The organism is Rhizobium sp. CB3171, assembly GCF_029714265.1.
In the GTDB taxonomy this organism is placed as follows: domain Bacteria; phylum Pseudomonadota; class Alphaproteobacteria; order Rhizobiales; family Rhizobiaceae; genus Rhizobium.
The window spans coordinates 1,576,724-1,597,636 of the sequence record NZ_CP121653.1; the positions used below are offsets into that span (position 1 = coordinate 1,576,724).

Genomic DNA, 20,913 nt, shown 5'->3' on the forward strand with positions numbered 1-20,913 from the left:
GACAATCAACAGACAGGAGGAAACCAATGACTGTATTCCGAACGCTGTTACTATTGGGCGTTTTTGCCGTGACCAGCACCGGTGCCTTTGCCGCCAATACCGCGCAAGATAAGATGAAAAAACCCCCAGCCATGTCAGTGCCGCTGACTGCTGAGAACGTGTTTCAACTTTATTACAATCGTACCTGGATCTGGAAAGACGGCGCAGGCTATTTTGCGGCGAAAGCGCGCGAATTCAAGGCTTGGTCTGGGGAGGGAACGGGTTCCTATGGGATTGGCCGTTGGTTTGTGACGGATGCGGGCAAACTATGCTTCAGGGCCACTTGGTACGCCAAGACAGGGAAAGCCTTGGCGTTGACGTGTTTCAGTCATCGCAAGAAAGGCGATACCATATTCCAGAAGCGCGAGCCGGACGGAGATTGGTATGCATTCAAAACTCCGGCCAATGTCGACGACGAATATCATAAAGTGCGGCCAGGAGATTACGCGACAGCGGGATACAACCGCATGCGGATCAAATTGTCGCAAAACAAATAGATCGATCACGCCTGCAGGGCATTGACCCTGCTTGACGAGGCCGTCTGTATTTGTGCTCCTTCAGGAGCGGAACGGACGGCTTCTCTGAATTTATCGCAGGGCGAACTTGATGCTGAGGCGGGTGAGGAAGCCATTCACCTCAGGAAGCATCTAGACGTATGTCCGAATCCGCTTGGCGTACAAATGTACGGCGCCCCGCCGAGATAAATCGGCTTTGCGGTTTTTGCCGAAACGTTTTTGCTCTTGATTGTTTTCTTTTTTGAATCGGCCGGCTTCATAACGTTTTGATCACCCCGCTCAGCGGAGATTGATTGCGCGGCCGCCATGTTCATTGGCATGGCTGCACAAACGGCGACAATCAAAGCGGGCGTTACTATCTTCCTCAATAACTTCATTCTACTGTTAGTAAACATCCCAAATCTCCCCCATAATTTGGAAGTGTTTTATCCAAGATGTATTACGAATATCCTGACGAACCTTACGATTTATAGGGCAATGCTCATGTTTGGCGTCACCATGCCAAGACTGACTAAGCCTGCCAAACTGAAGCAATCCCTGAAGGGGACGGTAGGTTGGTGGTGACGCCTATCCAAATCACATAGATATGCTGCTGTTGTTTTCGTGTCGGCTATTGCGGAGGCGCCGCCACGCGGCTCAACTGAGGGGCTGTCTCACGCGCATTGGAATCCAGTTTGGGCTGATTGCCCACGGCCTCCACGGCTGCATCGAGGAGCTGAAAAGCGTACTCCAAGGCCGCATCAGTGTCTTCGCCGCAAAGCCCTGATTTCTTGCATCGATTTTGAAGTGCTTGCTTGATCCCCCGCCTTATCGAGGACAACGGTTCAGTTTCTGGTCCGGCGAGAAGTTGACGCAAGCAATTTGCGGCGACGATTTCCGAAACGATGAGTTTCCCCTCGATTTCACCGAGCGTTGGCATTGCAAATCGCTCTCCACCTCTTCGGCATTCCCGATCTGTTGTCAGCATCGTTTTTCCTCCCGTGGATTCGTTTTGACCTGCGTCCTCATCGAAGGCTCTCCCAATCCGCATAAAACGATGGAGCATGCCTTCTAATGGGCAGTCTTTCGTAGGCGTTTCCTAAATCAAGAACGATAGGCTGGTAATCGTAGTGCCGATCCGCATGCCCGGCATCTGGCGCGGAACGGTACTGGTGTGGAGCGTGCAATTGAAGCCGCCGCCATTGTTGTCAGGCGGTAACCATCATCCAGCATCGGCACTATGATCCTTACATCGAATTTTTCCAAGGCCAGATTTTAGCTCGGCCAAGAATTCGCATCCGATGCCTTCAATCTTCATTGTTTCGCTTCAATCCGATCGACGTGCACGCAACATTTCGCATGGTGCATGATCTGGTCGACGGTAGATCCGAAGACGCGATCGAGGACATCGGGCCTATGGCCCGCGACGACGATCAAATCCGCTTTGACTTCGGCCGCAATTGCCAAGATCGTATCGCCGGCACGACCGGGGCGAACATGGATAAGTGCGGGAACCGACAGTTGCTTGCAGAGCTGTGACAGCTTCTTCTCAGCCTCGTCGATAACCGAGACGGCCCAGCCGTCCGGTTCTTGACTGGTGATGGAAGGAAAGCGTTCCACGACATGAACGACATGCAAGCTGCCATCGGTCTCGAGAAGCGATTGAGCCGTGCGCACCAGATGCTCTGCTCTTTCCCGTGATCCAAGGCCTACGGCGCAAACGATCGTCTTATACATATTTCACCTCAGAAGAGATCTCTGCCGCTTCCGCCGACAAATTCGGTTCGAATCCCAGAGCATGTACTTGTTTCAAAAATCGGTCCGCGCTCAGTATATCCACTTTGAAGCCGTTGCCTAACCGTAGGCTCAGAGGAACGCGCAATTCATCCGGATCATCGATGAACTCCGGAGAGCAGCGACCTAAATATGTTCTCGCGGTTGATGATGACGGTCCAGCAAGAGGGGCGGCACGCCGCCTCCGAAGGGTATCATCGCGTCATCATCAACGGGACGGGCGCGGCCTCCAGCATCGAGCGCGTGGTTCCCCCAAAAATCCGCTCCCGCATTCGCGAATGTCCATAAGCACCCATGACGATCAGTTCGGCGCTGATATCCACGGCATGTTGCCGCAGGACTTCGGCGACGGTCCTGCCTCCGCCTGACAGAATATCGACTGAGACATTGACGCCGTGTCGTGCAAGGAAGGCGGCGATATCCGCGCCCGGCTCCTCGCCGTTGCCGCGGGTCGATGCGCGTGGATCAACAATGACGACATGCACGTTTTCGGCTGCCGTCAGTTGCTCCATTGCAGCGCGAACGGCCTGACTTGCCTCGTTGCGGGAATCCCAGGCAACGAGCACCACGCGCGGCTGAAGCGTGGCGACGCGCCCTCTCGGTGTAATGAGAATCGGCGCCGACGAATGAAACAGCGCACCATCCAATACGCGCCATCGCATATCATTTTGGGCCAGGAGACCGCCGCCGACGAGCGTCAGGTCGGCGTAGCGAGCGCGTTCGCCAATTTCATTGTCGACCCATCCGTACTCCGTTAGCAGACTGTCCACATCAAACGAAATATTGCTCGATTGCAGCAGAGTTTTTGCGGTTGCCACCTGCTGGCTGAGGCTCTGCACCTCACGCTCGCGCTCTTCGGCCCATGCGGAGGAAGAGACTTCGCCGTATCCGCCGACAGGCGCTATCGCAAGCGCCGTCACCAGCACGGAAAGATGCGCCCCCGCCGCACGGCAGAGCTCGATCGCCGAACGCAGATCCGCGTTGTCTTGATTGATGCCTATGATGCTCAAAACGGTTTTGGCTCGCATGGTGACACCTCATGTTTGAAGTTGTTCGATCAGCGCCATTCTAGGCCGATCTTGGCGCTCCGCCTTGATCCTGGTCAAGACCGTGACTAGCGCAGGACGCGGCGCCTCTCGCATGCCGGCTGCAATCAGCGGGCGCCGTTTGGAATACCGCCACACTTGTTACTCCCACTGGCCGCTCTCCGGTGCCAGACTATCTCACGACGAACAAGGAGCGTTAACCAGCGAATGAAATCGTGCCTCAACCACGAGCGCGGCAATTCGCCCAAGCCAGGAGATTCAAAGCCATGACTACATCAACCGAAAATGGTCGGAATGGTGGGCAGCCTGCGATGCATGCACCACCGGTCGTGTCGTCGCAGGAATGGGAGGCGGCCCGCCAAAAATTGCTCGTGAAGGAAAAGGAGCAGACCCGCGCCCGGGACACCCTGGCCGCCGAGCGCCGGCGAATGCCGTGGATGGAAGTGAAGACGGACTATGCATTCGAGGGGCCTTCGGGCAAGGTAAGCCTGCTCGATCTCTTCGAAGGTCGGCGGCAACTGATCGTCTATCGCGCCTTCTTTGAGCCGGGCGTATTCGGCTGGCCCGACCATGCCTGCCGGGGCTGTTCCATGGTGGCCGACCAGGTCGCCCACGTTGCCCACCTGAATGCCCGCGACACCACCCTTGTCTTCATCTCGCGTGCGCCTCAGGCGGATATCTCGCGGCTGAAGGCGCGGATGGGCTGGGAGGAGATTCCCTGGTTCACCATCACCGACAATTTCGACACGGACTTCGGCGTCGACGAGTGGCACGGCACGAACGTATTCTACCGTGACGGCGACCGCGTGTTCCGCACCTATTTCATCAACAATCGCGGCGATGAGCAGATGGGCGGTACCTGGAACTACCTCGATATCACGCCGCTCGGTCGGCAGGAGGTCTGGGAGGATTCGCCCGAGGGCTATCCCCAGACGCCGACTTACAAATGGTGGAACTGGCACGACAACTACGTCGCGGACGCGGCGCCCGACAAGAAGTGGGTCGAGGTGTCGGACGCCGGCGAGGCGGCGTTCCGAAACCAAGACACAAATACCAGGCCATGAGCCAAGCCTGCTCCGTTGGATCGGATAGGCGGCCACCGTTGGTCTAGGAGATCCGCGATAGTGCTAATCTCTGCCGCGAATAGCTGGAACCAGCCGAAGAGAGCCGCCAAGGCGATCTTGGCTGGTTCCTGCCAGCGGCCCTAGCGGCTGTTCGATGCAACAGGACCAATTACCGGCATCACTGGAAGTCGAAGACGCTGAGCCCGGCCGCCATTTCGTCGAGCCCGAGAGGCCGCGTCACCGGCGGCTCGGCCCTTGCAAGACAACCCTGACGCTCGCAGAGACGGCAGGCGGTGCCGATTGCGATCGGAGCCGCGGCAAGAGCCTTGCCATAGACAATTTCCTCCCGAAATCCGAGATCGCAGCCGACGAGAAGCGCGGTGCGGCGGACCCTTTCGCCGAAATTGGCCTGCGGACCTTCGATCGTGCGCGATATCGTCAGAAAGCCGGTACCATCTGGCATTTCGACCGCTTCGACCAGAATCTGTCCAGGCTGCGCAAAGGCAGCATGGACATTAAGCTTGGGACAGCCGCCGCCGAAGCGCGCCTGCGGAAAGCCTTGAGCCCCCACCTTGCGCAGGCGGTGCCCTGCCCCGTCGATCTCCATCAGGAAAAAGGGAATGCCGGCCGCACCCGGCCGCTGCAGGGTCGTCAAGCGGCTGGCCACCTGCTCATAGGATGTGCCGAAACGCGCGCGCAGCCCGTCAATATCGTAGTGCAAACGCTGCGCCGCGTTGTGAAAGGCACCGTAGGGCATCATCAGCGCATGGGCGGCGTAGCGCCCCAGTTCGAAGCGGGCGATACGGCTCGCTTCCGGCGTCGATAACGATAGCGGCTCGAGCTCGGCGTGGATTTCCTGGCGCAGCGCCAGCAGCGAGACTTCGGTCGCAATCTCCTGCAGTTGATCGAAAGGCGATAGACGCTCCGACAGAAAGAGCCGCATGGAGTGGCGGTCGTAGCGCCGGCGCAGGTTCGGCATGGCGTGGACGGGCAGCGTGCGCACGGCAATGCCATGCTCGCTGCGAAGCCATGCCTTCAGCGCCGCCGCCAGGTCGTCTCCCGGCGCCAGCTTCGCATGAAAGGCCTCGGCGGCATCCTCGGTGCCGGCGAAGAAATTCGCGCGATGCTCCAGCCTGTCATGCACTTCATCGAGCGGCAGGCGCGGGCCGGCAAGCGCCGGAACACGGCCCTCACGCGCGAGAAGCTCGGCCAGGTCGGATAGCCGCGCCGTCTGCTCACGATAGGCGCGGTAAAGCCTGATCATGCCATTCGCAGCATTCGGCGCCGCTTCGGCAACTTCGATCAGCTCCTGCTCACCCGGGATTTCTCCCGCCAATAGCGGATCTGCAAAGACCTCGCGCAACTGTCCGGCGCCGCCTCCGGCCTCGCCCCGGAGTTCGTCGAGATCGACCCGATAAACCGAAGAGAGCTTCAAGAGGAGCTGTACGGTCAGCGGCCGCTGATTGCGCTCGATGAGATTGAGATAAGAAGGGGAAATCTCCAGCGCCTGCGCCATGGCCGTCTGCGTCAAACCGAGGCCATTGCGAATGCGCCGCATCCGGGGGCCGGCAAAGATCTTGCGCTCAGCCATCTGTCATTCCTTTTACAAAATTGTCCAGCCGCAAAGATTTACAGATTTGACAAATTTACTGCGCCATCTTGTCAAGCGCAAGACATCCTAACCCTTTTCAATTCGGGATTGGGCCGTTTTTATTGGCTTCACGCCGCACTGCAATGTAAATTTAGTCACATCACGAAACACGAGTGGTTGGGAGATGGAAAACTGCTATGACTGATTTTTACAAACTCATTTCGGCGGCACCTGCTGGCCGCTTCGACGGCATAGAGCGGCCCTATACGGCTGACGATGTCAGGCGGCTGCGTGGATCGATCTCTATTCGCCATAGCCTAGCCGAGATGGGAGGGAACCGTCTTTGGCAGCTCATCCACGAAGAGGATTTCGTCAATGCGCTCGGCGCGCTGTCAGGAAACCAGGCGATGCAGATGGTTCGCGCCGGTCTGAAGGCAATTTATCTTTCCGGCTGGCAGGTTGCGGCCGATGCCAATACGGCGTCCGCCATGTATCCCGACCAATCGCTCTATCCGGCCAATGCCGGGCCGGAGCTCGCAAAGCGGATCAACCGCACGCTGCAGCGCGCCGATCAGATCGAGATTGCCGAAGGCAAGGGCCTTTCGGTCGAAACCTGGTTCGCGCCGATCGTCGCCGATGCGGAGGCTGGTTTCGGCGGGCCGCTCAACGCTTTCGAGATCATGAAGGCCTATATCGAGGCTGGCGTTGCCGGCGTGCATTTCGAAGACCAACTCGCTTCGGAAAAGAAGTGCGGTCATCTCGGCGGCAAGGTTTTGATCCCGACTGCGGCCCATATCCGCAATCTCGATGCCGCTCGTCTGGCGGCCGATGTCATGGGTGTTTCGACACTGGTCATCGCCCGCACCGATGCCGAAGCAGCCAAGCTTCTGACATCCGATATCGATGAACGCGATCGTCCTTTCGTCGATTACGAAGCCGGCCGCACCGTGGAGGGTTTCTATCGGGTCAGGAATGGCATCGAGCCCTGTATCGCCCGCGCCGTCGCCTATGCACCGCATTGCGACCTGATCTGGTGCGAGACATCGAAGCCGGATCTGGAGCAGGCGCGAAAATTTGCCGAAGGCGTGCACCGGGTTCATCCGGGCAAACTGCTCGCTTACAATTGCTCGCCGTCCTTCAACTGGAGCAAAAACCTCGATGACGCGACAATCGCCAAGTTCCAGCGCGAACTCGGAGCGATGGGCTACAAGTTCCAGTTCATCACGCTCGCGGGCTTCCATCAACTGAACTACGGCATGTTCGAGCTTGCCCGCGGCTACAAGGCTCGCCAGATGGCGGCCTATTCGGAACTGCAGGAAGCGGAGTTCGCGGCCGAAGCCAATGGCTACACCGCCACCAAGCATCAGCGCGAGGTCGGCACCGGCTATTTCGACGCCGTCTCACTGGCAATCACCGGCGGCCAGTCTTCGACTACCGCCATGCATGAATCGACCGAGCACGCGCAATTCAAGCCGGCTGCGGAATAAATAACCATCAATCGGAGGAGAACGACAATGCCATCCATCGCACGCATCAGCGAAAGAACCGAAGAACAGTCTTCGAGCATGAATGCCGACCAACAGGCTGTTATCCGCATGCTGGCTAATGAGCTGCATCGCCTCAACCAGGTCGTTATGGATGCGGTCGAGGCTGGAGTCTCCGTCGAGCTGGTACGTTCCGCTCGCCATCACAGCGGCAACGGCAACTGGGGCGACCTGTTGACCCCCGTCATCGTCGCCAACGGTTCTCACACCGCCTAGCGCCCTGGGTTTTAACGCATACAGGCTGCTCTTTGAAACCAGAGCACCCCGCTTTCGGTGGTCCACCAGAAAGCGGGCTGCTCTGAATAGGTGCTTATTGAAAGCATCCGATATTTTGCCGGCCATATCAGGCCTTGGGACCGAGAGCCGATCTGCCGTTCAGGGCGAAAGGAAGGCTCTTAATCGCAGACGCGCACGCGCTCGTAATGATATCCGTCGTCATATTCGTTCTGAACAGGACGGCTCTCATGCCAGCATCTCGGCGGCGGCGGTGCAGGCTCATACACTCCACCACCATTGGCGATTGCGCCGCCGATTATGCCGCCGATAAGCCCGGCTGCCACGCCGCCAGCGATTACATTTCCATCATGGTGATGATGATGACGCCGTTCCGGAGGCGGGCCGTCCCGCCAGTCATATTGCTGCGCTTGGGCAAAACCACCAATCAATGTGCTGCTTGCAAACACTGCAGTAAAGAAAACCGAAAGAACTGTCTTTTTCATCATGACCACCTCCGACGCCGCACGCCATACGATTCAAGTCTTCGACTCAGTTAAGGAACGCTTTCAAACATGATAATATTTGCCTGAATATGGCGTGAACGCGTCGTTTTGATTTAATTCATCAAAATCTCGAAGGAGTCATGATGGTATTCCGGTCATAAACCTCGCAGGCTGCTCCTGGCTCAGAACCGCTGCGGGGCCGCCGGCTTGTTTCCGGCGATGGCGTCGATACGAGCCAACACCTCGGGTGTCAGCTTATCTCTGTGTGCCAGCGCTGCCAGGTTGTCCTCCAGTTGGCTCATGCGCGAGGCGCCGAGGATCACCGTGGACACATGGGGGTTCGAAAGGCACCAGAGCAGAGCCATATGGGTGATCGAAATGCCGATCTCTTCCGCGAGATCAGCCAGTTCCACCACCTGGGCAAGCCGAGCGCGGCCGGCGTCGCTCGCCCATCTCTCCTTCAGCCATTCATAACCCGGCAGGTTCATGCGGCTGTCGTTCGGCACCCCCTTATTGTACTTGCCGGTCAGAACGCCCGATGCGAGCGGCGACCAGATCGTGGTGCCCAAGCCCATCAGGTCATAAAGCGGCAGGTAGTCACCCTCGACCTTCTGGCGTTCGAAAATATTGTATTGCGGCTGTTCCATCGTCGGCGGCGTGATGCGCAGATCGCGGGCTACTGCATAGGCTTCGGTCAATTGCTGGGCCGACCATTCCGACGCGCCCCAGTAGAGGATTTTGCCCTGGGTAACGAGATCGTGCATGGCACGAACCGTTTCCTCAATCGGCGTATCGATGTCGGGCCGGTGGCAAAAATAGAGATCGAGATATTCCACCTGCAGGCGCTTCAGCGCAGCGTGAGCGGCGTCCGTAACATGCTTGCGCGACAGGCCCCGTTGGGTCGGCTTCTGGCCACCCCAAAACACCTTGCTCGAAACGATGAAGCTATCCCGGCTCCAGCCCAGCGATTTCAGGGCTTCACCCATAACGATTTCGGATTTCCCGCTCTCATAGCCCTCGGCATTGTCGAAGAAATTGATGCCGCTGTCGTAGGCACGCGACATCAGACTTACGGCATCGCTGCCTTCGACCTGTCGGCCGAAGGTAACCCACGATCCGAACGAGAATTCGCTGACCTGCAGACCCGACTTTCCAAGACGACGATATTCCATGGTGCAACTCCTCCGGGGGCAATCGATGCGGCAACATAGGCGCATAGCAGCAACAAAGACAATCACCTTCCCGTCAGCTTTCGTTGAATACAAACGCCGGATTTGCGCGTCGTCCTCCCCATTCAGCGATCCACGTTGGCGGTCGACGCAAAGGATGATCGGAACGACAAATTGCCGAGAAACTATCTGACAAGCAGAATGACGAGCACATGAGACCCCACCGCGCGTTCCATGCCATATGGGCTTTACGACAGCATCGCATGGCTCATTTTCGCACAACCCTCTATACTATCAATAGTTGTTATACTTTTATTATCCAGATTCTAACGCACTGTTTTTAGATAGATTCTTAGTTCGATTCTAAAGTTGATTATTTTCATCATCTTTTGTTGACTGCAGCTTAAAAGGGTGTAAGTTCCCGCTCATAAACGATCCGGCTTGCGCTCTCGCAAATCATGGCGTCGGGGAGGCGTGAATGAAAACGAGCATTGTTCAGTACCAGCTTCTCGACCCCAGGAGGCTCATTCCAACCGAAGAAATCGACAGTGACAGGGTCACCGAACTCGAACAGGAGATCGTCCAATCCGGCCGGTGGACGCGGCCGATCAGCGTCCATCGCGGCGATTGGTTCGTCATGGACGGGCACCACAGGCTCACCATTGCGCAACGCCTTGGCTTCAAAGTCCTGCCAGTTGTTCTTTTGGACTACGACACCGTCCGGGTGGAGGCATGGCGGCTGGGTGAGACAATCACTCCCGACATGATTTTCGAGATGGCGCGCAGCGGCCGAAAATTCCCCTGCAAAACGACGCGCCACATTTTCGAAGGCCCGCCGCCGGCTTGCGATATTCCTTTGAGGGATCTCCGGCATCCCGACCCCAGCCCAAGCGCCAAACATTCAATGGCTCCCTCCTAAGGCGAGAGGCCAAACGGCCCAGCGCAGATCCTCCCATCCCGATGGTTGGGTGAGCGAAACGCTCGCTCAGCGCCGCCCCTTTTTTCACCTCACATCACATCGGCAACATCGAAAGGCATCGACGATGACCAAGACGTTCATGCACACGCCTGCCATCCATATCCTCACACGTTCCGACCTATCGGATATCGAGCTGCCGCCGGCGGAGGTCATTCGACTCGTCGAAGACGCCTACTTGTCCTATGCCAACGGACAGTCGCGTTGCCCGACCAAGCTTATGATGCCGCTCCCGAACGAGCAGCGGGATGCGGTATCCTATTCGATGCTCGGATATGATGGCGCGCTCGAACAGGTCGGGTTCAAGACCTCCTATCGCCAAGGCAGCGAAAGCGCCGAAAAATACTACACCACGATCAGCCTCTATGACGACACGACCGGGCTTCCCTTCGCGTTCATGGATTGCCATCGCGTTGGCGGTTCGCGCACTCCGGCGACGACCGCGATCATTGCCAAGCATTGCGCCAAGGAGGACGCTCGATCGGTGCTGATGATCGGGACAGGTGCGCAGGGCATCAATACGCTGCCATATCTTCTGACCGCCCTGCCCCGCCTGCAAACCCTGCGCCTCTTTGGCACGCATCCCGACGGGATTGCCGCGAGCCTCTCCACATTTGCCAAGTATTTTCCCGATCGCGAGATCGAGTTGGTGAAGGATGTCCCGGAAGCTGTCGCAGCGTCCGATATCGTCGTGGCCGCCTCCGGCCGCGCCGCCCACCCCAAAGTCCAGACCAAGTGGCTCAAGCCCGGTGGTCTATTGATCTCGGTTGCCAGCAAGGGGGTTGAATCGGGCGCATTGCACGATGCGGACTATGCGATCGCGACGAACGAGGGTCAGTTGGGCGTCACCGGAAAGAGGCTCGCCGGCGCGGACGGCGTTGCCAGGATCGATGCAGAACTGCCTGAAATCGTCGGCGGCCGCAAACCCGGACGCAACACCCAAGAGGACCGGGTGTTCGCCTTCAGCAGCGGCATGATCATCACGGATATCCCTGTCGCCCATGCATTGGCCACCAGAGGGATTGCCGCCGGCCGCGGCAAGCGGGTCGAACTATGGAGCTAATGATCAATTCGATGCGCGCTCGTGAACAGGCATGGGCGACCGCCGTCAGGCAGGACATTGAGCTACTGAGCCAGATTCACGGCGCGACGGATGGCCCGTTTCACATCATCCATCCCGAAAGCTTTGCCGACAATCTTATGGCCTTCCAGCACATTCTGCGGGAAAGGAACGTGGCAGGACACGTTTATTTCGGCAAGAAAGCCAATAAGGCGGGCGCATGGCTGCGTGAGGTTGCAAGGCTGCACGGATCGATGGACGTCGCCAGCATACCCGAATTTGTTCATGCGCTGGCCAACGGCGTTCGGGGTGAGAATATTGGCGTGACGGGCGCCGCCAAGAGCAACGATCTCTTGTGGCTGGCTTGCCGCCACGGTGCAACCGTTGCCATCGACGCCCTGGACGAACTGGAGCGGGCGATCGGCATCGCGGCGGACACCGCTCCCTTGCAAATCCTGCTGCGTGTGCTGCCGCCCTCCGGGCAGAACAGCCGCTTCGGACTCAATTCAAATGACCTTCGCGTGGCGCTCGAGCGCTGCGCGAAGGTCGGAGACCACCTGATCATGGATGGCTTTTCGTTCCATCTCGACGGCTATGCGGTGCAGCCGCGCGCCGAATTGGCATCGATGTTGATCGACCAATGCCTGGAAGCACGCCGACAGGGCTTTCCGGCATCCGCCATTTCCATAGGCGGAGGCTTTGCCTGCGCCTATGTCGAAGAGCCCGATTGGAAAGCTTTCAAGGAACTAGCTGATCCGGCTGATTTTCATGCGGAAAAGAGCTTCAGCCACTTCTATCCCTACTACCAGGCCCCCACGGGCGCCGCCATGCTCGACGCGATCCTGCAAAGCCGAGATGCAGAGGGAACGCTCGCATCGAAGCTGATCGCAGCGGACGTGCAATTATACCTCGAGCCAGGTCGAGCCCTTCTCGACGGTGCGGGAATCACGGTCTTTCCGGTGCAGGGTTTCAAGAAAAATGCAGAGCACGGCATCGTTACCGTGGCCGGCCTCAGCATGAGCTTGTCGGAACAATGGAAAAACAGCGAGTTTCTGCCGACCCCTGTTCTGGTGCAAAGGGGAGAAGCCCGCCCGCAGGAGCCCGTTCGGGCAGCGATCGGCGGCTCCAGTTGCATGGAATACGACATTCTGACCTGGCGCAAGATCGCATTTCCCGCGGCACCTCGGTATGGCGATCTGATCATCTATCCCAATACCGCCGGCTATCAGATGGACAAGAACGAGAGTGAGTTTCACCAGCTCACCTTGCCGCCCAAGATTGTTGTGGCCCGGCAAGGCGAACGTTTCACCTGGAGAACGGATCAATGACCAGACACATTAGCCGGCCTGCTGAACGAGTGGTAACCACATGCTCCGAGCTGATTGGCGACACGCCGTTGCTGGAACTTGCCCGGACGGGATCCGGCAGTCGATTGCTGCTGAAGCTGGAACAGTTCAACCCAACCGGTTCCTGCAAGGTTCGAATGGCGCGGGAAATGATCCTGGCGGCCGAGCGGGACGGAAAACTGAAGCCGGGCGGCTGCATCGTCGAGCCGACCTCGGGCAATACCGGAACGGGCCTGGCGCTTGCGGCGATCGAACGGGGCTATAAGTTTACCGCAGTCGTAGACAGCCACGCATCGCGCGACAAGCTTCGGGCGATGAAGGCCATGGGCGTCGATCTCGTTTTTATCGAGGGCAAGGGAGAAGGCCCAAGCACTGTCGAGCGGCGGCGCGTCGCGGGGGAAATTGCCAAGGAAACAGGTGCATTCTGGCCGGATCAGCACCATAACCCCAACAACAACAATGGTTATGTTGGCCTCGCGGCCGAACTGCTGCGTGACCTCGGCACGGATGTCGACTATCTCGTCGGCGCGGTCGGCACCGGCGGCACTCTATGCGGAACGGTAAGGGAGTTGCGCCGCCTCGGCTCGCAGGTAACGAGCATCGGCGTCGAACCGACAGGATCGATTATCTTCGGAGGACGACCCGGCAAATATTGGCAGACCGGCGCCGGCGCGCCGGGCGGATTTACCGTCGGCCCCAATGTCGATCACGCTCTGATCGATGAGGGACTGACGGTCGGCGACATCGATGCATTCACTGCTGCCCGTGTTGTCGCTCGCCGAACGGGAATGCTTGTCGGCGGCACCGCCGGCGCCGGGATCCATGTGGCGCTCAAGCGTTTGGCCCTTATCGAGCCGAACAGCACGATGGTGGTCCTGGTCTGTGACGCGGGTGAAAAATATCTCGATACCATCTACGACGATGAGTGGCTTCGGGAGCGTCATCTGTTCGACGAGACGGCACATCGGCGACTGCATCGGCTCTTCGATGCATACCGGGAATCGATATATCTGGCATCTCGAACCGCCGCAGCGGTGGGAGCATAACGACGTGGCCACAATGCAATTTCGGAATTATCGGGAAATCATCGCGCTCGCCGCCCCCATTGCCGGCATTCAGTTTGCTCAGGTCGCTCTTACCAGCACCGATCTCCTGATGATGGGCTTCATCAGTGTCCAAGCGGTTGCTGCCGGCGGTCTCGCGATCCTGCTCTATAACCAACTGCGTACGATGTGTGTCGGCATGGTAACGGGCGTCGGCAACATGATTGCCGCCTCGGTCGGCAGAGGAGAAAAAAGAACCGGCACCTCATCCATTGACACCACTGCGCATGACGAAATTCGTGATTTGCTCCGGGCGTCCATGCTGCTTGCGACGATCGTCGCGATCGCCGCGGGCATCGTCCTCGTCGCGCTCAGCTATTGCCTGGTCTTTCTCGGGCAGAGCAGCGAGGTCGTCGAGCTGGCAAAGCCGATCATGCTGACGCTCGCGCCGGGCTTGCTGCCAATGCTGTGGCTCAATGTCCTGCGTCAGTTCGCGGTCGGAATGCGTCGCGCCGGCTCACTGCTGCGGGTTACAATCATCTCGATCGTCGTCAACGCTTTGCTCGATGCCGCTTTCATCTACGGATGGCTTGGCTTGCCGAAGCTTGGTCTGGCGGGCATCGGTCTGGCGACCACGCTTGTCCAGATATGGACCTTTTTCGTTTATTTGCACACAGTCCGGCGGGACGAAAAACTGAACGCCCTCCTCGCGCTGGATGGATGGCGGGCGCAGCCTGCGACGATAAGAAAAATCGCCAAGATGGGAACGCCAATCGCATTGACCTACGGTTCCGAAGCGGCAATCACCTCGATCGCGACCGTCTTCATGGGGACGTTCGGTCCGGTCGCTCTCGCCGCTTCCAACATCGTCAACCAGCTCGCCTATATCGTCTACCAAGCCAATATCGGGCTGTCTCAAGGCTCATCGATTCTAGTGAGCCGCACGGCCGGAAAAGGGCAGACGGGTGAAATCGGCGCGATCGCGAGGCGCACCTTCACGATCAGCTTCTCCATTATGACGGCTGTTGGGCTCCTCTACGTCTTGCTTCCGCAGGCGGTGCTGCGTCCCTTCCTGGGTGATCAGGCCGATCCGGCCGTGCTCGCCGCCGCAACGACGCTCCTCTGGTTCGCCATAGCCCATCAGTTCTTCAAAGGTTCTCAAAATATCTGCATCGGGCTGCTGCGGGGGCTCGGAAACACGAAGGCTGGCCTGACAAACACGCTCATCGGCTACTGGTTAATCGGCATCCCGGCCATGGCGATCTGCGGATATTGGATTGGCTGGGGCAGTTACGGCATCTGGTTCGGCCTTTGCGTCGGATTCGGAGCGACCAGCTTTCTGCTGTGGTGGCGTTTCATTGCGGACCTGAGAATGGCATCGGCTACGTCGCAAGACCCTGAATATCGGGCACCCGCCAGGCTTGGCGGAAAGGCATGACGATATTCCGCACACCATACTAAAAGATGATTGTATTAATCATGTTTTGTCGTTAAAGCAGACAATCACGATCAAGTTTTTCAGGCAAAAGCGCTGAGATGTCGTTTCTCCTTGAGCGGTGGAAGCGACGGATAGGCTGTGCCTGTTGAATGAACACTATGTTGTAACAAATATTGACCTGGAGGATTCGCCATGAGGCGGCGCGTGTTGAGCGTGTGTAATATTGCAAGCATTATTGTCATGTTGATCTCGGGAAGCGCTTTCGCAGAGGAAAAACAGACGCTTTCGATCGTGGATGATCGTGGTGTGACCGTGCAAGCGCCAATCAATCCGAAGCGGATCGCCTCCGTTTCCTACCTCGCGGTCGATGTCGCGCTTGCCCTCGGCATCAAGCCTGTTGCGACCACCTACATGACGGCCGGACGCCAACCGGACTACCTTCTTGGCCTGACAAAGGACATGAAGCAGATCGGGCAACGGGCAAAGCCCAATCTCGAACTGCTGTCGGAAGTCCGGCCCGACGTCATCATTGCCATGAAACGCTATACCGTCGGCAACGCCGCACAGTTCGAGAAGATCGCGCCCTATGTCGCCTATAACATGGAGCTTCTGAGCCAAAGCTATCAGGAGGTCAGCGACCTTTCGAAGCTATTCGGAAATCCGCAGCGCGGCGAAGAACTGAATGCCGCTTTCAAGAAGGATCTCGAAGATTTCGCCGCGAAGGCGCCGAAGGATGTGCACCCGCGTTTCCAGATCATGTGGGCGGGCGATACCCCCTTCTCCTTCCATACTGAAAATACCGCGGCGTCGATCGTTGCAGCGCTCGGAGGCGACAATATTGCCGGCCCGATGACGCAGAACGGTAAGTTCGGCCAGGAACTGAGCCTCGAAACGATGCTGGAAAAAGATCCGCAGGTGATCTTCGTCTATGACAGCGGACCGGATCGTCCGCATGAGAACAATCCCATCTGGCAGCAGCTCTCGGCAGTCAAGAACGGTCGCGTGTTCTATGTCGGCGACGAGTGGGTGGAAACCAATGGTCCGATCGCCCGCGAGCTGGTGCTGCGTGAGGCCGCCCATTACCTCTACCCTGACACCTTCCCTGCCGTCGATGTCAAGGCGGAGGCGGCCAAGCTGATTCCGACCGAGCTGCAGAATTGATCAGGCTTGCGGCCGCCACGCGGCCACGGAATGACCTTCGATCGCTGGTGATGACAATGATGATCGTGGTCGCTGCCGCGATCGTCGTCGCCGGCGGGCTTCTGATCGGCGCAAAGCCCCTTCAGCCGCGTGCTCTTTGGACGGTCCTGTTAGCTCCCGACGGGAAAATCGATTCCATTCTCGTATGGACATTGCGGCTGCCGCGCAGCCTTGCGGCTTTCATCGGGGGCGCCGGTCTCGGCGTCTCCGGTTATCTTCTGCAGACCCTGACGCGCAACCCGCTTGCCGGGCCGGGCCTGACCGGCGTGACATCCGGAGCGGTGACACCAATCGTTTTCTGTTTCGTCTTCGTACCGTGGCTTTCGTCCGTATATTATCCATTGGTCGGACTGGCGGGCGGTTTGGCGGCTGCGCTGTTGACCTTCTGGGTCTCACGCGGGGGCAGAGGACGACCCTTGCATCTGGCGCTTGGCGGCATCAGCATCTCTTTGTTCCTCAGCGCGGTCACGACATACGTCCTCTTGTTGAGCGGACCGCAGGTGCCATCATTGCTTTTCTGGCTGTCCGGCGGCTTTCAGGGACGTTCGTGGACGCAGCTCACATACATGACCCCATGGGTGCTCATCGGCACCGCCGGCGCATTGGCATGCCAGCGAGTTATCGGCCTTCTCGCCCTCAGCGAACAGGCGGCGGCCGGGATGGGATTGCAGCTCTCGTTTTGGAAGCCGTTGGTGCTGCTTCTGGCGGTTTTCCCCGTAGCGGGTGTTACGCCGGTGGCCGGTCCTATCGCGTTCGTCGGTTTGGCCGCGCCGCATATCGCCCGGCTTTTGAGGCCGAACGGTCCGGGATGGACCATTGCCCTGACCGCAGCGCTCGGCGGCCTGATGGTCGTTGCCGCCGATGTGATCGCGCGCAGCATTGCCGCTCCCCAAGAACTTCCGGTCGGGATCGTCACGGCGCTGATAGGAGGGCCGTTGTTCATCTACCTCGTGCAAAGCCGCAGCTTCTCGCTCAAGGGAGAAGCGTGATCATGGCCACTTCCTTGCCGCTCCGAAACACCGGCAGCACCGGGTTCCTGCTCGCCTTTGTCTTCATCGCGCTCCTCTCCTTCGTGCTGGCGGTGTTCGTTGGGGTGGCCGATATTCCGGCATCGGATGTCCTCGCAGTGTTCACGGGAGGCGGCTCGCAGCAGGCGCACTCGATCATCATGGACATCCGCCTGCCTCGTATCATCACGGGAATACTGGCTGGCATTCACCTCGCTGTTTCCGGCCTCATTCTTCAAAGCGTTACCCGCAACCCCCTCGCCGATCCATCGATCATGGGTGTCTCTCAGGGGGCAACGCTTGCAGTCACCATCTTCCTGCTGTTCACAGTCTATATTCACTATACCGGATCGACGACTGTCGCCGAGCTCCCCCTTGAATGGCTGCCCGCCGTTGGCACGGTGGGTGGTCTTCTGGCCGGCGGCATCATCTATCTGCTGGCGTTTCGCCTCGATCTGGGGCCGCTTCGCATCACGCTTTGCGGCATTGCCGTGGGAGCCGTCCTGCAAGCTCTCGCCATCGGATTGATCGCAGGCTGGGGCTCCGCGCGGATCGAAGTGCTGCTGGAATGGCTTTCGGGCAGTCTCTACGCGCGGAGTTGGGAACATGCCGCATTTCTGTTTCCATATACGATTGCCGGTCTCGCCGTCTTGCCCATGATCCGACGGCCACTGGAACTCCTGCGTTTCGAAGCCCCGATGGCCCAATCCTTCGGGCTTTCTTACAAGCGGCAGTTTTCGCTTGCTCTGCTCCTGTCCTGCGCTCTTGCGGCAAGCGCGGTTGGCACGGTCGGCCCGATCGTCTTCATCGGGCTCATCGTGCCTCACCTCGCCCGCTTTCTTGCCGGCAGGCGCAATGCCCTCGTCCTGCCGCTCACGATCGCCCTCGGCGCCGTGACCGTGACCCTTGGAGATCTTGTCGGCCGGCTGATAGGGCAGGCCGACGAAATCCCGATTGGCATCGTCACGGCGATCTGTGGCGTTCCTGTGCTCATCGCACTTCTTCGCAAAACCCCATGAGGATGCCATGCTGCTGTCCTGCTCCCGCCTATCCGTCGCCTATGGTCCTCGAAGAGCGCTGAACGGCCTAGATCTCTCCTTCAGGCCAGGCGAAATCCGCGCGCTGATCGGACCCAACGGCTCCGGAAAGAGCACGGCCCTGCAAGCCCTTTCCGGCCTGATCAAACCGGCCGGTGGGAACGCGGAGATCGATGGCAGGCCGATCACATCCATGTCGCGGCGACAATTGGCCAAACAGCTTGCCTTCCTGCCGCAGCAACCGGCCGCGCCTGACGAGATGACCGTGGCGCAACTGGTGCGGCAAGGTCGCTTCGCGCATGTCGGCCTGTTCAAAAGCTATGGTCCGCGGGATGAGGATGCCATTCGCTGGGCGCTGGAAAGCACAGGGCTCCACGGTTTTGCCGATAGGAGCCTGCGGGAACTGTCCGGCGGCGAGCGCCAGCGGGCTTGGATCTCGGCGGCGATTGCGCAGGAAGCACGGATTTTGCTGCTCGACGAACCGACCTCGTTCCTCGACATCGGCTACCAGGTGGAGGTTCTCGATCTCGCCCACCGGCTCAGCCGGGAAAAGGGTGTCACCATCATCATGGCGATCCACGATCTCAACCAGGCAATGTCGGTTTGCGATCAGATCTCATTGCTCGACAGAGGCAATCTGGTCTTCGACGGTGATCCCAAGGTTCTGGCCGGCACTGGGCTCATCGAAAAAGTGTTCCGGGTAAAAGGTCGTTTTGTGCCGATCACCTCCGATGCGCCCCCGCATTTCGATGTCGAGCTTGCGCACCGGTATAACTAGGACGAGCGGAGTTGCAGTGGCTTCGGAGGCCGATGGCAAACATCCAATACGGAGCCGCGAAAATGTATCCGGAAGACCATGATCCGAACGCATCCTCCCAGGATTGGCAGGCGGCCGCAAACAAGAAAGCCCGCTTCCATATCTTGTCCGGGCTTCTGTATCGCATGCATGTGATGCAGTGGCTTTTGGGCAATCTGCCCGCTCGCACCGGAGGGGATCGGCGATCCAGTCCCGACTATGCCCCCGGTGAACTTCAAAACAATGAGTTGGCAGACACTGAGCTAAGCGATCTGCGCCAGAAGGCTTTCATCTCCTCGATGCTCCATGCCGCCTCTTCCCGTTGGAAACGCTGCTGACGGAGGGCAACGATCTTGCCGACACACGGAACAGGCAGGCGCAAAGGCGAACTTCCCGCCAACTTTTAATCGCAAGCCGCGTTCCTATATATACCGAACAAGTCATCTTTCTGCCTAAGGACAGGAGAAACAATGCCCGGTGCAGTTCCGCGTTTCACTCAGCTTGCAGTCATCGTCGCCCTTGCCGTTGCTACGTCCCTTGCGAGCTTCAGCGATGCCGATGCGCGTCGTGCCGGCGGTTTTAGTGGATTCGGCAGCCGCGGGACGCGAACCTTTGACTCTCCGGCGATAACCCGCACAGCTCCGACGCAAGCCGCTCCCATCGACCGGACCATGATGCCCCGGCCGCAGACCCAAACCCAAACGCAGTCGCCGATCAATACGCAGCCGCGTCCCAGCCTCTTCAACGGTTTCGGCCGGTCGATGATCGGCGGATTGATAGCGGGCGGTCTTCTCGGCATGCTGCTCGGACACGGGTTCGGCGGCGGCTTCGGCTTCCTTGGCATGCTGCTGCAGATCGGCCTGATCATCGCGGCCATCAGCTTCGCCATGCGGTTTTTCGCCAACCGGCAGCGAACCTCTTATTCGGCATCGGGATCGAACGCGTCATACAATATGAGCGCGCCGCGTCCTTCTTCCTTCTCCATTCCGACGATAGGCGGTGGCGCTGCGAGCCAGGCGCCGCAAAGACATGCCAATGACGAGATCGGGCTGTCGCAAGCCGATCTCGACCGTTTCGAACAGCTTCTGACGGAAGTCCAATCGGCTTATGGCGCCGAGGACTACAACACCCTACGCCGTCTAACCACGCCGGAGGCAATGTCCTATCTTGCCGAGGAGCTCGGAGAGAATGCAACCAAAGGCGTCCGCAACAGCGTTTCCAACGTTCGTCTGCTGCAGGGCGATATTTCAGAAGCCTGGCGCGAAGGCAATGCCGAATATGCCACTCTTGCCATGCGCTATTCGAGCGTCGACGCGCTGCTCGACCGCACGACGGGCCGACTCGTCGACGGCGACGATCGCAATGCGTCTGAGACCACCGAAGTCTGGACCTTCGTGCGCCAGCCCGGTTCCGACTGGAAGCTTTCGGCTATCCAGGGAACAGAACTCCATCACGCTTGAGCCTGCCTCGGCAGGCTCAATGCCTTGTTCTGCACAGCAATGATGACCAGCCGATCATAATAGTTGTCCATTTGCCATCTGGTCACCTCC

The 20,913-nt window shown here is 58.7% G+C and carries 21 protein-coding genes; 15 read left to right on the forward strand and 6 right to left on the reverse strand.

What is annotated here, in order from left to right; translation table 11 throughout:
* Window positions 1-26: 26 nt before the first annotated feature.
* A complete protein-coding gene (locus QA648_RS26635) occupies window positions 27-536 on the forward strand; it encodes a DUF995 domain-containing protein (protein ID WP_260304164.1) in 510 nt (169 codons plus the stop codon).
* Between the two features lie 628 nt (window positions 537-1,164).
* Here the strand turns inward: QA648_RS26635 and QA648_RS26640 are convergent.
* The 3 genes from QA648_RS26640 to QA648_RS26650 all read right to left on the reverse strand — a co-directional run bounded on the left by QA648_RS26640 (window position 1,165) and on the right by QA648_RS26650 (window position 3,355).
* Window positions 1,165-1,521 carry a hypothetical protein gene (locus tag QA648_RS26640; RefSeq protein WP_260304166.1) on the reverse strand — a complete coding sequence of 119 codons (357 nt, stop codon included), beginning with the start codon at window positions 1,519-1,521 and terminating at the stop codon, window positions 1,165-1,167.
* A 326-nt stretch (window positions 1,522-1,847) separates the two neighbouring features.
* The gene (locus QA648_RS26645) at window positions 1,848-2,270 is read right to left on the reverse strand and encodes a universal stress protein (RefSeq protein WP_260304167.1); all 423 of its coding nucleotides are present in this window, start codon (window positions 2,268-2,270) and stop codon (window positions 1,848-1,850) included.
* 251 nt (window positions 2,271-2,521) lie between these two features.
* A complete protein-coding gene (locus QA648_RS26650; protein WP_283051694.1) occupies window positions 2,522-3,355 on the reverse strand; it encodes a universal stress protein in 834 nt (277 codons plus the stop codon).
* A 284-nt stretch (window positions 3,356-3,639) separates the two neighbouring features.
* On the opposite strand from QA648_RS26650, the gene QA648_RS26655 reads away from it, so the two are divergent.
* Window positions 3,640-4,437 carry a thioredoxin family protein gene (locus QA648_RS26655; protein ID WP_283051696.1) on the forward strand — a complete coding sequence of 266 codons (798 nt, stop codon included), beginning with the start codon at window positions 3,640-3,642 and terminating at the stop codon, window positions 4,435-4,437.
* 178 nt (window positions 4,438-4,615) lie between these two features.
* On the opposite strand, the gene QA648_RS26660 is transcribed toward QA648_RS26655, so the two are convergent.
* Window positions 4,616-6,028: an XRE family transcriptional regulator gene (locus QA648_RS26660; RefSeq protein ID WP_283051698.1), complete on the reverse strand. Its 1,413-nt coding sequence runs from the start codon at window positions 6,026-6,028 to the stop codon at window positions 4,616-4,618.
* A 197-nt stretch (window positions 6,029-6,225) separates the two neighbouring features.
* Here QA648_RS26660 and aceA point away from each other — a divergent pair, with 197 nt between their 5' ends.
* Window positions 6,226-7,515: an isocitrate lyase gene (gene aceA / locus QA648_RS26665; protein ID WP_283051700.1), complete on the forward strand. Its 1,290-nt coding sequence runs from the start codon at window positions 6,226-6,228 to the stop codon at window positions 7,513-7,515.
* Window positions 7,516-7,542: 27 nt separating this feature from the next.
* On the forward strand, window positions 7,543-7,788 hold the full coding sequence (locus QA648_RS26670) for a hypothetical protein (RefSeq protein WP_104827203.1): 246 nt from the start codon (window positions 7,543-7,545) through the stop codon (window positions 7,786-7,788).
* Window positions 7,789-7,967: 179 nt separating this feature from the next.
* Here the strand turns inward: QA648_RS26670 and QA648_RS26675 are convergent, their stop codons facing one another.
* On the reverse strand, window positions 7,968-8,294 hold the full coding sequence (locus QA648_RS26675) for a hypothetical protein (protein WP_104827204.1): 327 nt from the start codon (window positions 8,292-8,294) through the stop codon (window positions 7,968-7,970).
* A gap of 179 nt (window positions 8,295-8,473) precedes the next feature.
* Window positions 8,474-9,463, reverse strand: coding sequence for an aldo/keto reductase (locus tag QA648_RS26680; RefSeq protein ID WP_283051703.1), 990 nt, complete (start codon window positions 9,461-9,463; stop codon window positions 8,474-8,476).
* A 475-nt stretch (window positions 9,464-9,938) separates the two neighbouring features.
* Here QA648_RS26680 and QA648_RS26685 point away from each other — a divergent pair, with 475 nt between their 5' ends.
* The 11 genes from QA648_RS26685 (at window position 9,939) to QA648_RS26735 (ending at window position 20,823) form a co-directional block, all read left to right on the forward strand.
* Window positions 9,939-10,379 carry a ParB N-terminal domain-containing protein gene (locus QA648_RS26685; protein ID WP_283051705.1) on the forward strand — a complete coding sequence of 147 codons (441 nt, stop codon included), beginning with the start codon at window positions 9,939-9,941 and terminating at the stop codon, window positions 10,377-10,379.
* Window positions 10,380-10,503: 124 nt separating this feature from the next.
* A complete protein-coding gene (locus QA648_RS26690) occupies window positions 10,504-11,499 on the forward strand; it encodes an ornithine cyclodeaminase (protein WP_283051707.1) in 996 nt (331 codons plus the stop codon).
* Between the two features lie 11 nt (window positions 11,500-11,510).
* Window positions 11,511-12,824 (forward strand): Y4yA family PLP-dependent enzyme, encoded by a 1,314-nt coding sequence (locus QA648_RS26695; protein ID WP_283051709.1) that lies wholly within the window; start codon window positions 11,511-11,513, stop codon window positions 12,822-12,824.
* On the forward strand, window positions 12,821-13,888 hold the full coding sequence (locus tag QA648_RS26700) for a cysteine synthase family protein (RefSeq protein WP_283051710.1): 1,068 nt from the start codon (window positions 12,821-12,823) through the stop codon (window positions 13,886-13,888). Before QA648_RS26695 ends, QA648_RS26700 begins: the two co-directional genes overlap by 4 nt.
* Window positions 13,889-13,901: 13 nt before the next feature.
* Entirely contained in the window at window positions 13,902-15,323 is a 1,422-nt protein-coding gene (locus tag QA648_RS26705; RefSeq protein WP_283054278.1) for an MATE family efflux transporter, read from the forward strand.
* Window positions 15,324-15,563: 240 nt separating this feature from the next.
* Window positions 15,564-16,484, forward strand: coding sequence for an ABC transporter substrate-binding protein (locus tag QA648_RS26710; RefSeq protein ID WP_283051711.1), 921 nt, complete (start codon window positions 15,564-15,566; stop codon window positions 16,482-16,484).
* A 50-nt stretch (window positions 16,485-16,534) separates the two neighbouring features.
* Window positions 16,535-17,512, forward strand: a complete 978-nt coding sequence (locus QA648_RS26715) for an iron ABC transporter permease (RefSeq protein WP_283051713.1) — start codon at window positions 16,535-16,537, stop codon at window positions 17,510-17,512.
* Window positions 17,513-17,514: 2 nt separating this feature from the next.
* On the forward strand, window positions 17,515-18,549 hold the full coding sequence (locus tag QA648_RS26720) for an iron ABC transporter permease (protein WP_283051715.1): 1,035 nt from the start codon (window positions 17,515-17,517) through the stop codon (window positions 18,547-18,549).
* Between the two features lie 7 nt (window positions 18,550-18,556).
* Window positions 18,557-19,345: an ABC transporter ATP-binding protein gene (locus QA648_RS26725; protein ID WP_283051717.1), complete on the forward strand. Its 789-nt coding sequence runs from the start codon at window positions 18,557-18,559 to the stop codon at window positions 19,343-19,345.
* A 32-nt stretch (window positions 19,346-19,377) separates the two neighbouring features.
* On the forward strand, window positions 19,378-19,701 hold the full coding sequence (locus QA648_RS26730) for a hypothetical protein (protein WP_283051718.1): 324 nt from the start codon (window positions 19,378-19,380) through the stop codon (window positions 19,699-19,701).
* A gap of 132 nt (window positions 19,702-19,833) precedes the next feature.
* Window positions 19,834-20,823, forward strand: a complete 990-nt coding sequence (locus QA648_RS26735; protein WP_283051720.1) for a Tim44 domain-containing protein — start codon at window positions 19,834-19,836, stop codon at window positions 20,821-20,823.
* The last annotated feature ends 90 nt before the right edge of the window (window positions 20,824-20,913 follow it).

Coding starts and splice junctions, on each gene's coding strand:
- QA648_RS26715 (WP_283051713.1), top strand. CDS start 16,535: ATGACAATGATGATCGTGGTCGCTGCCGCGATCGTCGTCGCCGGCGGG.
- QA648_RS26640 (WP_260304166.1), bottom strand. CDS start 1,521: ATGCTGACAACAGATCGGGAATGCCGAAGAGGTGGAGAGCGATTTGCA.
- QA648_RS26730 (WP_283051718.1), top strand. CDS start 19,378: ATGGCAAACATCCAATACGGAGCCGCGAAAATGTATCCGGAAGACCAT.
- QA648_RS26635 (WP_260304164.1), top strand. CDS start 27: ATGACTGTATTCCGAACGCTGTTACTATTGGGCGTTTTTGCCGTGACC.
- QA648_RS26695 (WP_283051709.1), top strand. CDS start 11,511: ATGCGCGCTCGTGAACAGGCATGGGCGACCGCCGTCAGGCAGGACATT.
- QA648_RS26650 (WP_283051694.1), bottom strand. CDS start 3,355: ATGCGAGCCAAAACCGTTTTGAGCATCATAGGCATCAATCAAGACAAC.
- QA648_RS26670 (WP_104827203.1), top strand. CDS start 7,543: ATGCCATCCATCGCACGCATCAGCGAAAGAACCGAAGAACAGTCTTCG.
- QA648_RS26685 (WP_283051705.1), top strand. CDS start 9,939: ATGAAAACGAGCATTGTTCAGTACCAGCTTCTCGACCCCAGGAGGCTC.
- aceA (WP_283051700.1), top strand. CDS start 6,226: ATGACTGATTTTTACAAACTCATTTCGGCGGCACCTGCTGGCCGCTTC.
- QA648_RS26675 (WP_104827204.1), bottom strand. CDS start 8,294: ATGATGAAAAAGACAGTTCTTTCGGTTTTCTTTACTGCAGTGTTTGCA.
- QA648_RS26705 (WP_283054278.1), top strand. CDS start 13,902: ATGCAATTTCGGAATTATCGGGAAATCATCGCGCTCGCCGCCCCCATT.
- QA648_RS26645 (WP_260304167.1), bottom strand. CDS start 2,270: ATGTATAAGACGATCGTTTGCGCCGTAGGCCTTGGATCACGGGAAAGA.
- QA648_RS26725 (WP_283051717.1), top strand. CDS start 18,557: ATGCTGCTGTCCTGCTCCCGCCTATCCGTCGCCTATGGTCCTCGAAGA.
- QA648_RS26700 (WP_283051710.1), top strand. CDS start 12,821: ATGACCAGACACATTAGCCGGCCTGCTGAACGAGTGGTAACCACATGC.
- QA648_RS26680 (WP_283051703.1), bottom strand. CDS start 9,463: ATGGAATATCGTCGTCTTGGAAAGTCGGGTCTGCAGGTCAGCGAATTC.
- QA648_RS26655 (WP_283051696.1), top strand. CDS start 3,640: ATGACTACATCAACCGAAAATGGTCGGAATGGTGGGCAGCCTGCGATG.
- QA648_RS26690 (WP_283051707.1), top strand. CDS start 10,504: ATGACCAAGACGTTCATGCACACGCCTGCCATCCATATCCTCACACGT.
- QA648_RS26710 (WP_283051711.1), top strand. CDS start 15,564: ATGTTGATCTCGGGAAGCGCTTTCGCAGAGGAAAAACAGACGCTTTCG.
- QA648_RS26720 (WP_283051715.1), top strand. CDS start 17,515: ATGGCCACTTCCTTGCCGCTCCGAAACACCGGCAGCACCGGGTTCCTG.
- QA648_RS26660 (WP_283051698.1), bottom strand. CDS start 6,028: ATGGCTGAGCGCAAGATCTTTGCCGGCCCCCGGATGCGGCGCATTCGC.
- QA648_RS26735 (WP_283051720.1), top strand. CDS start 19,834: ATGCCCGGTGCAGTTCCGCGTTTCACTCAGCTTGCAGTCATCGTCGCC.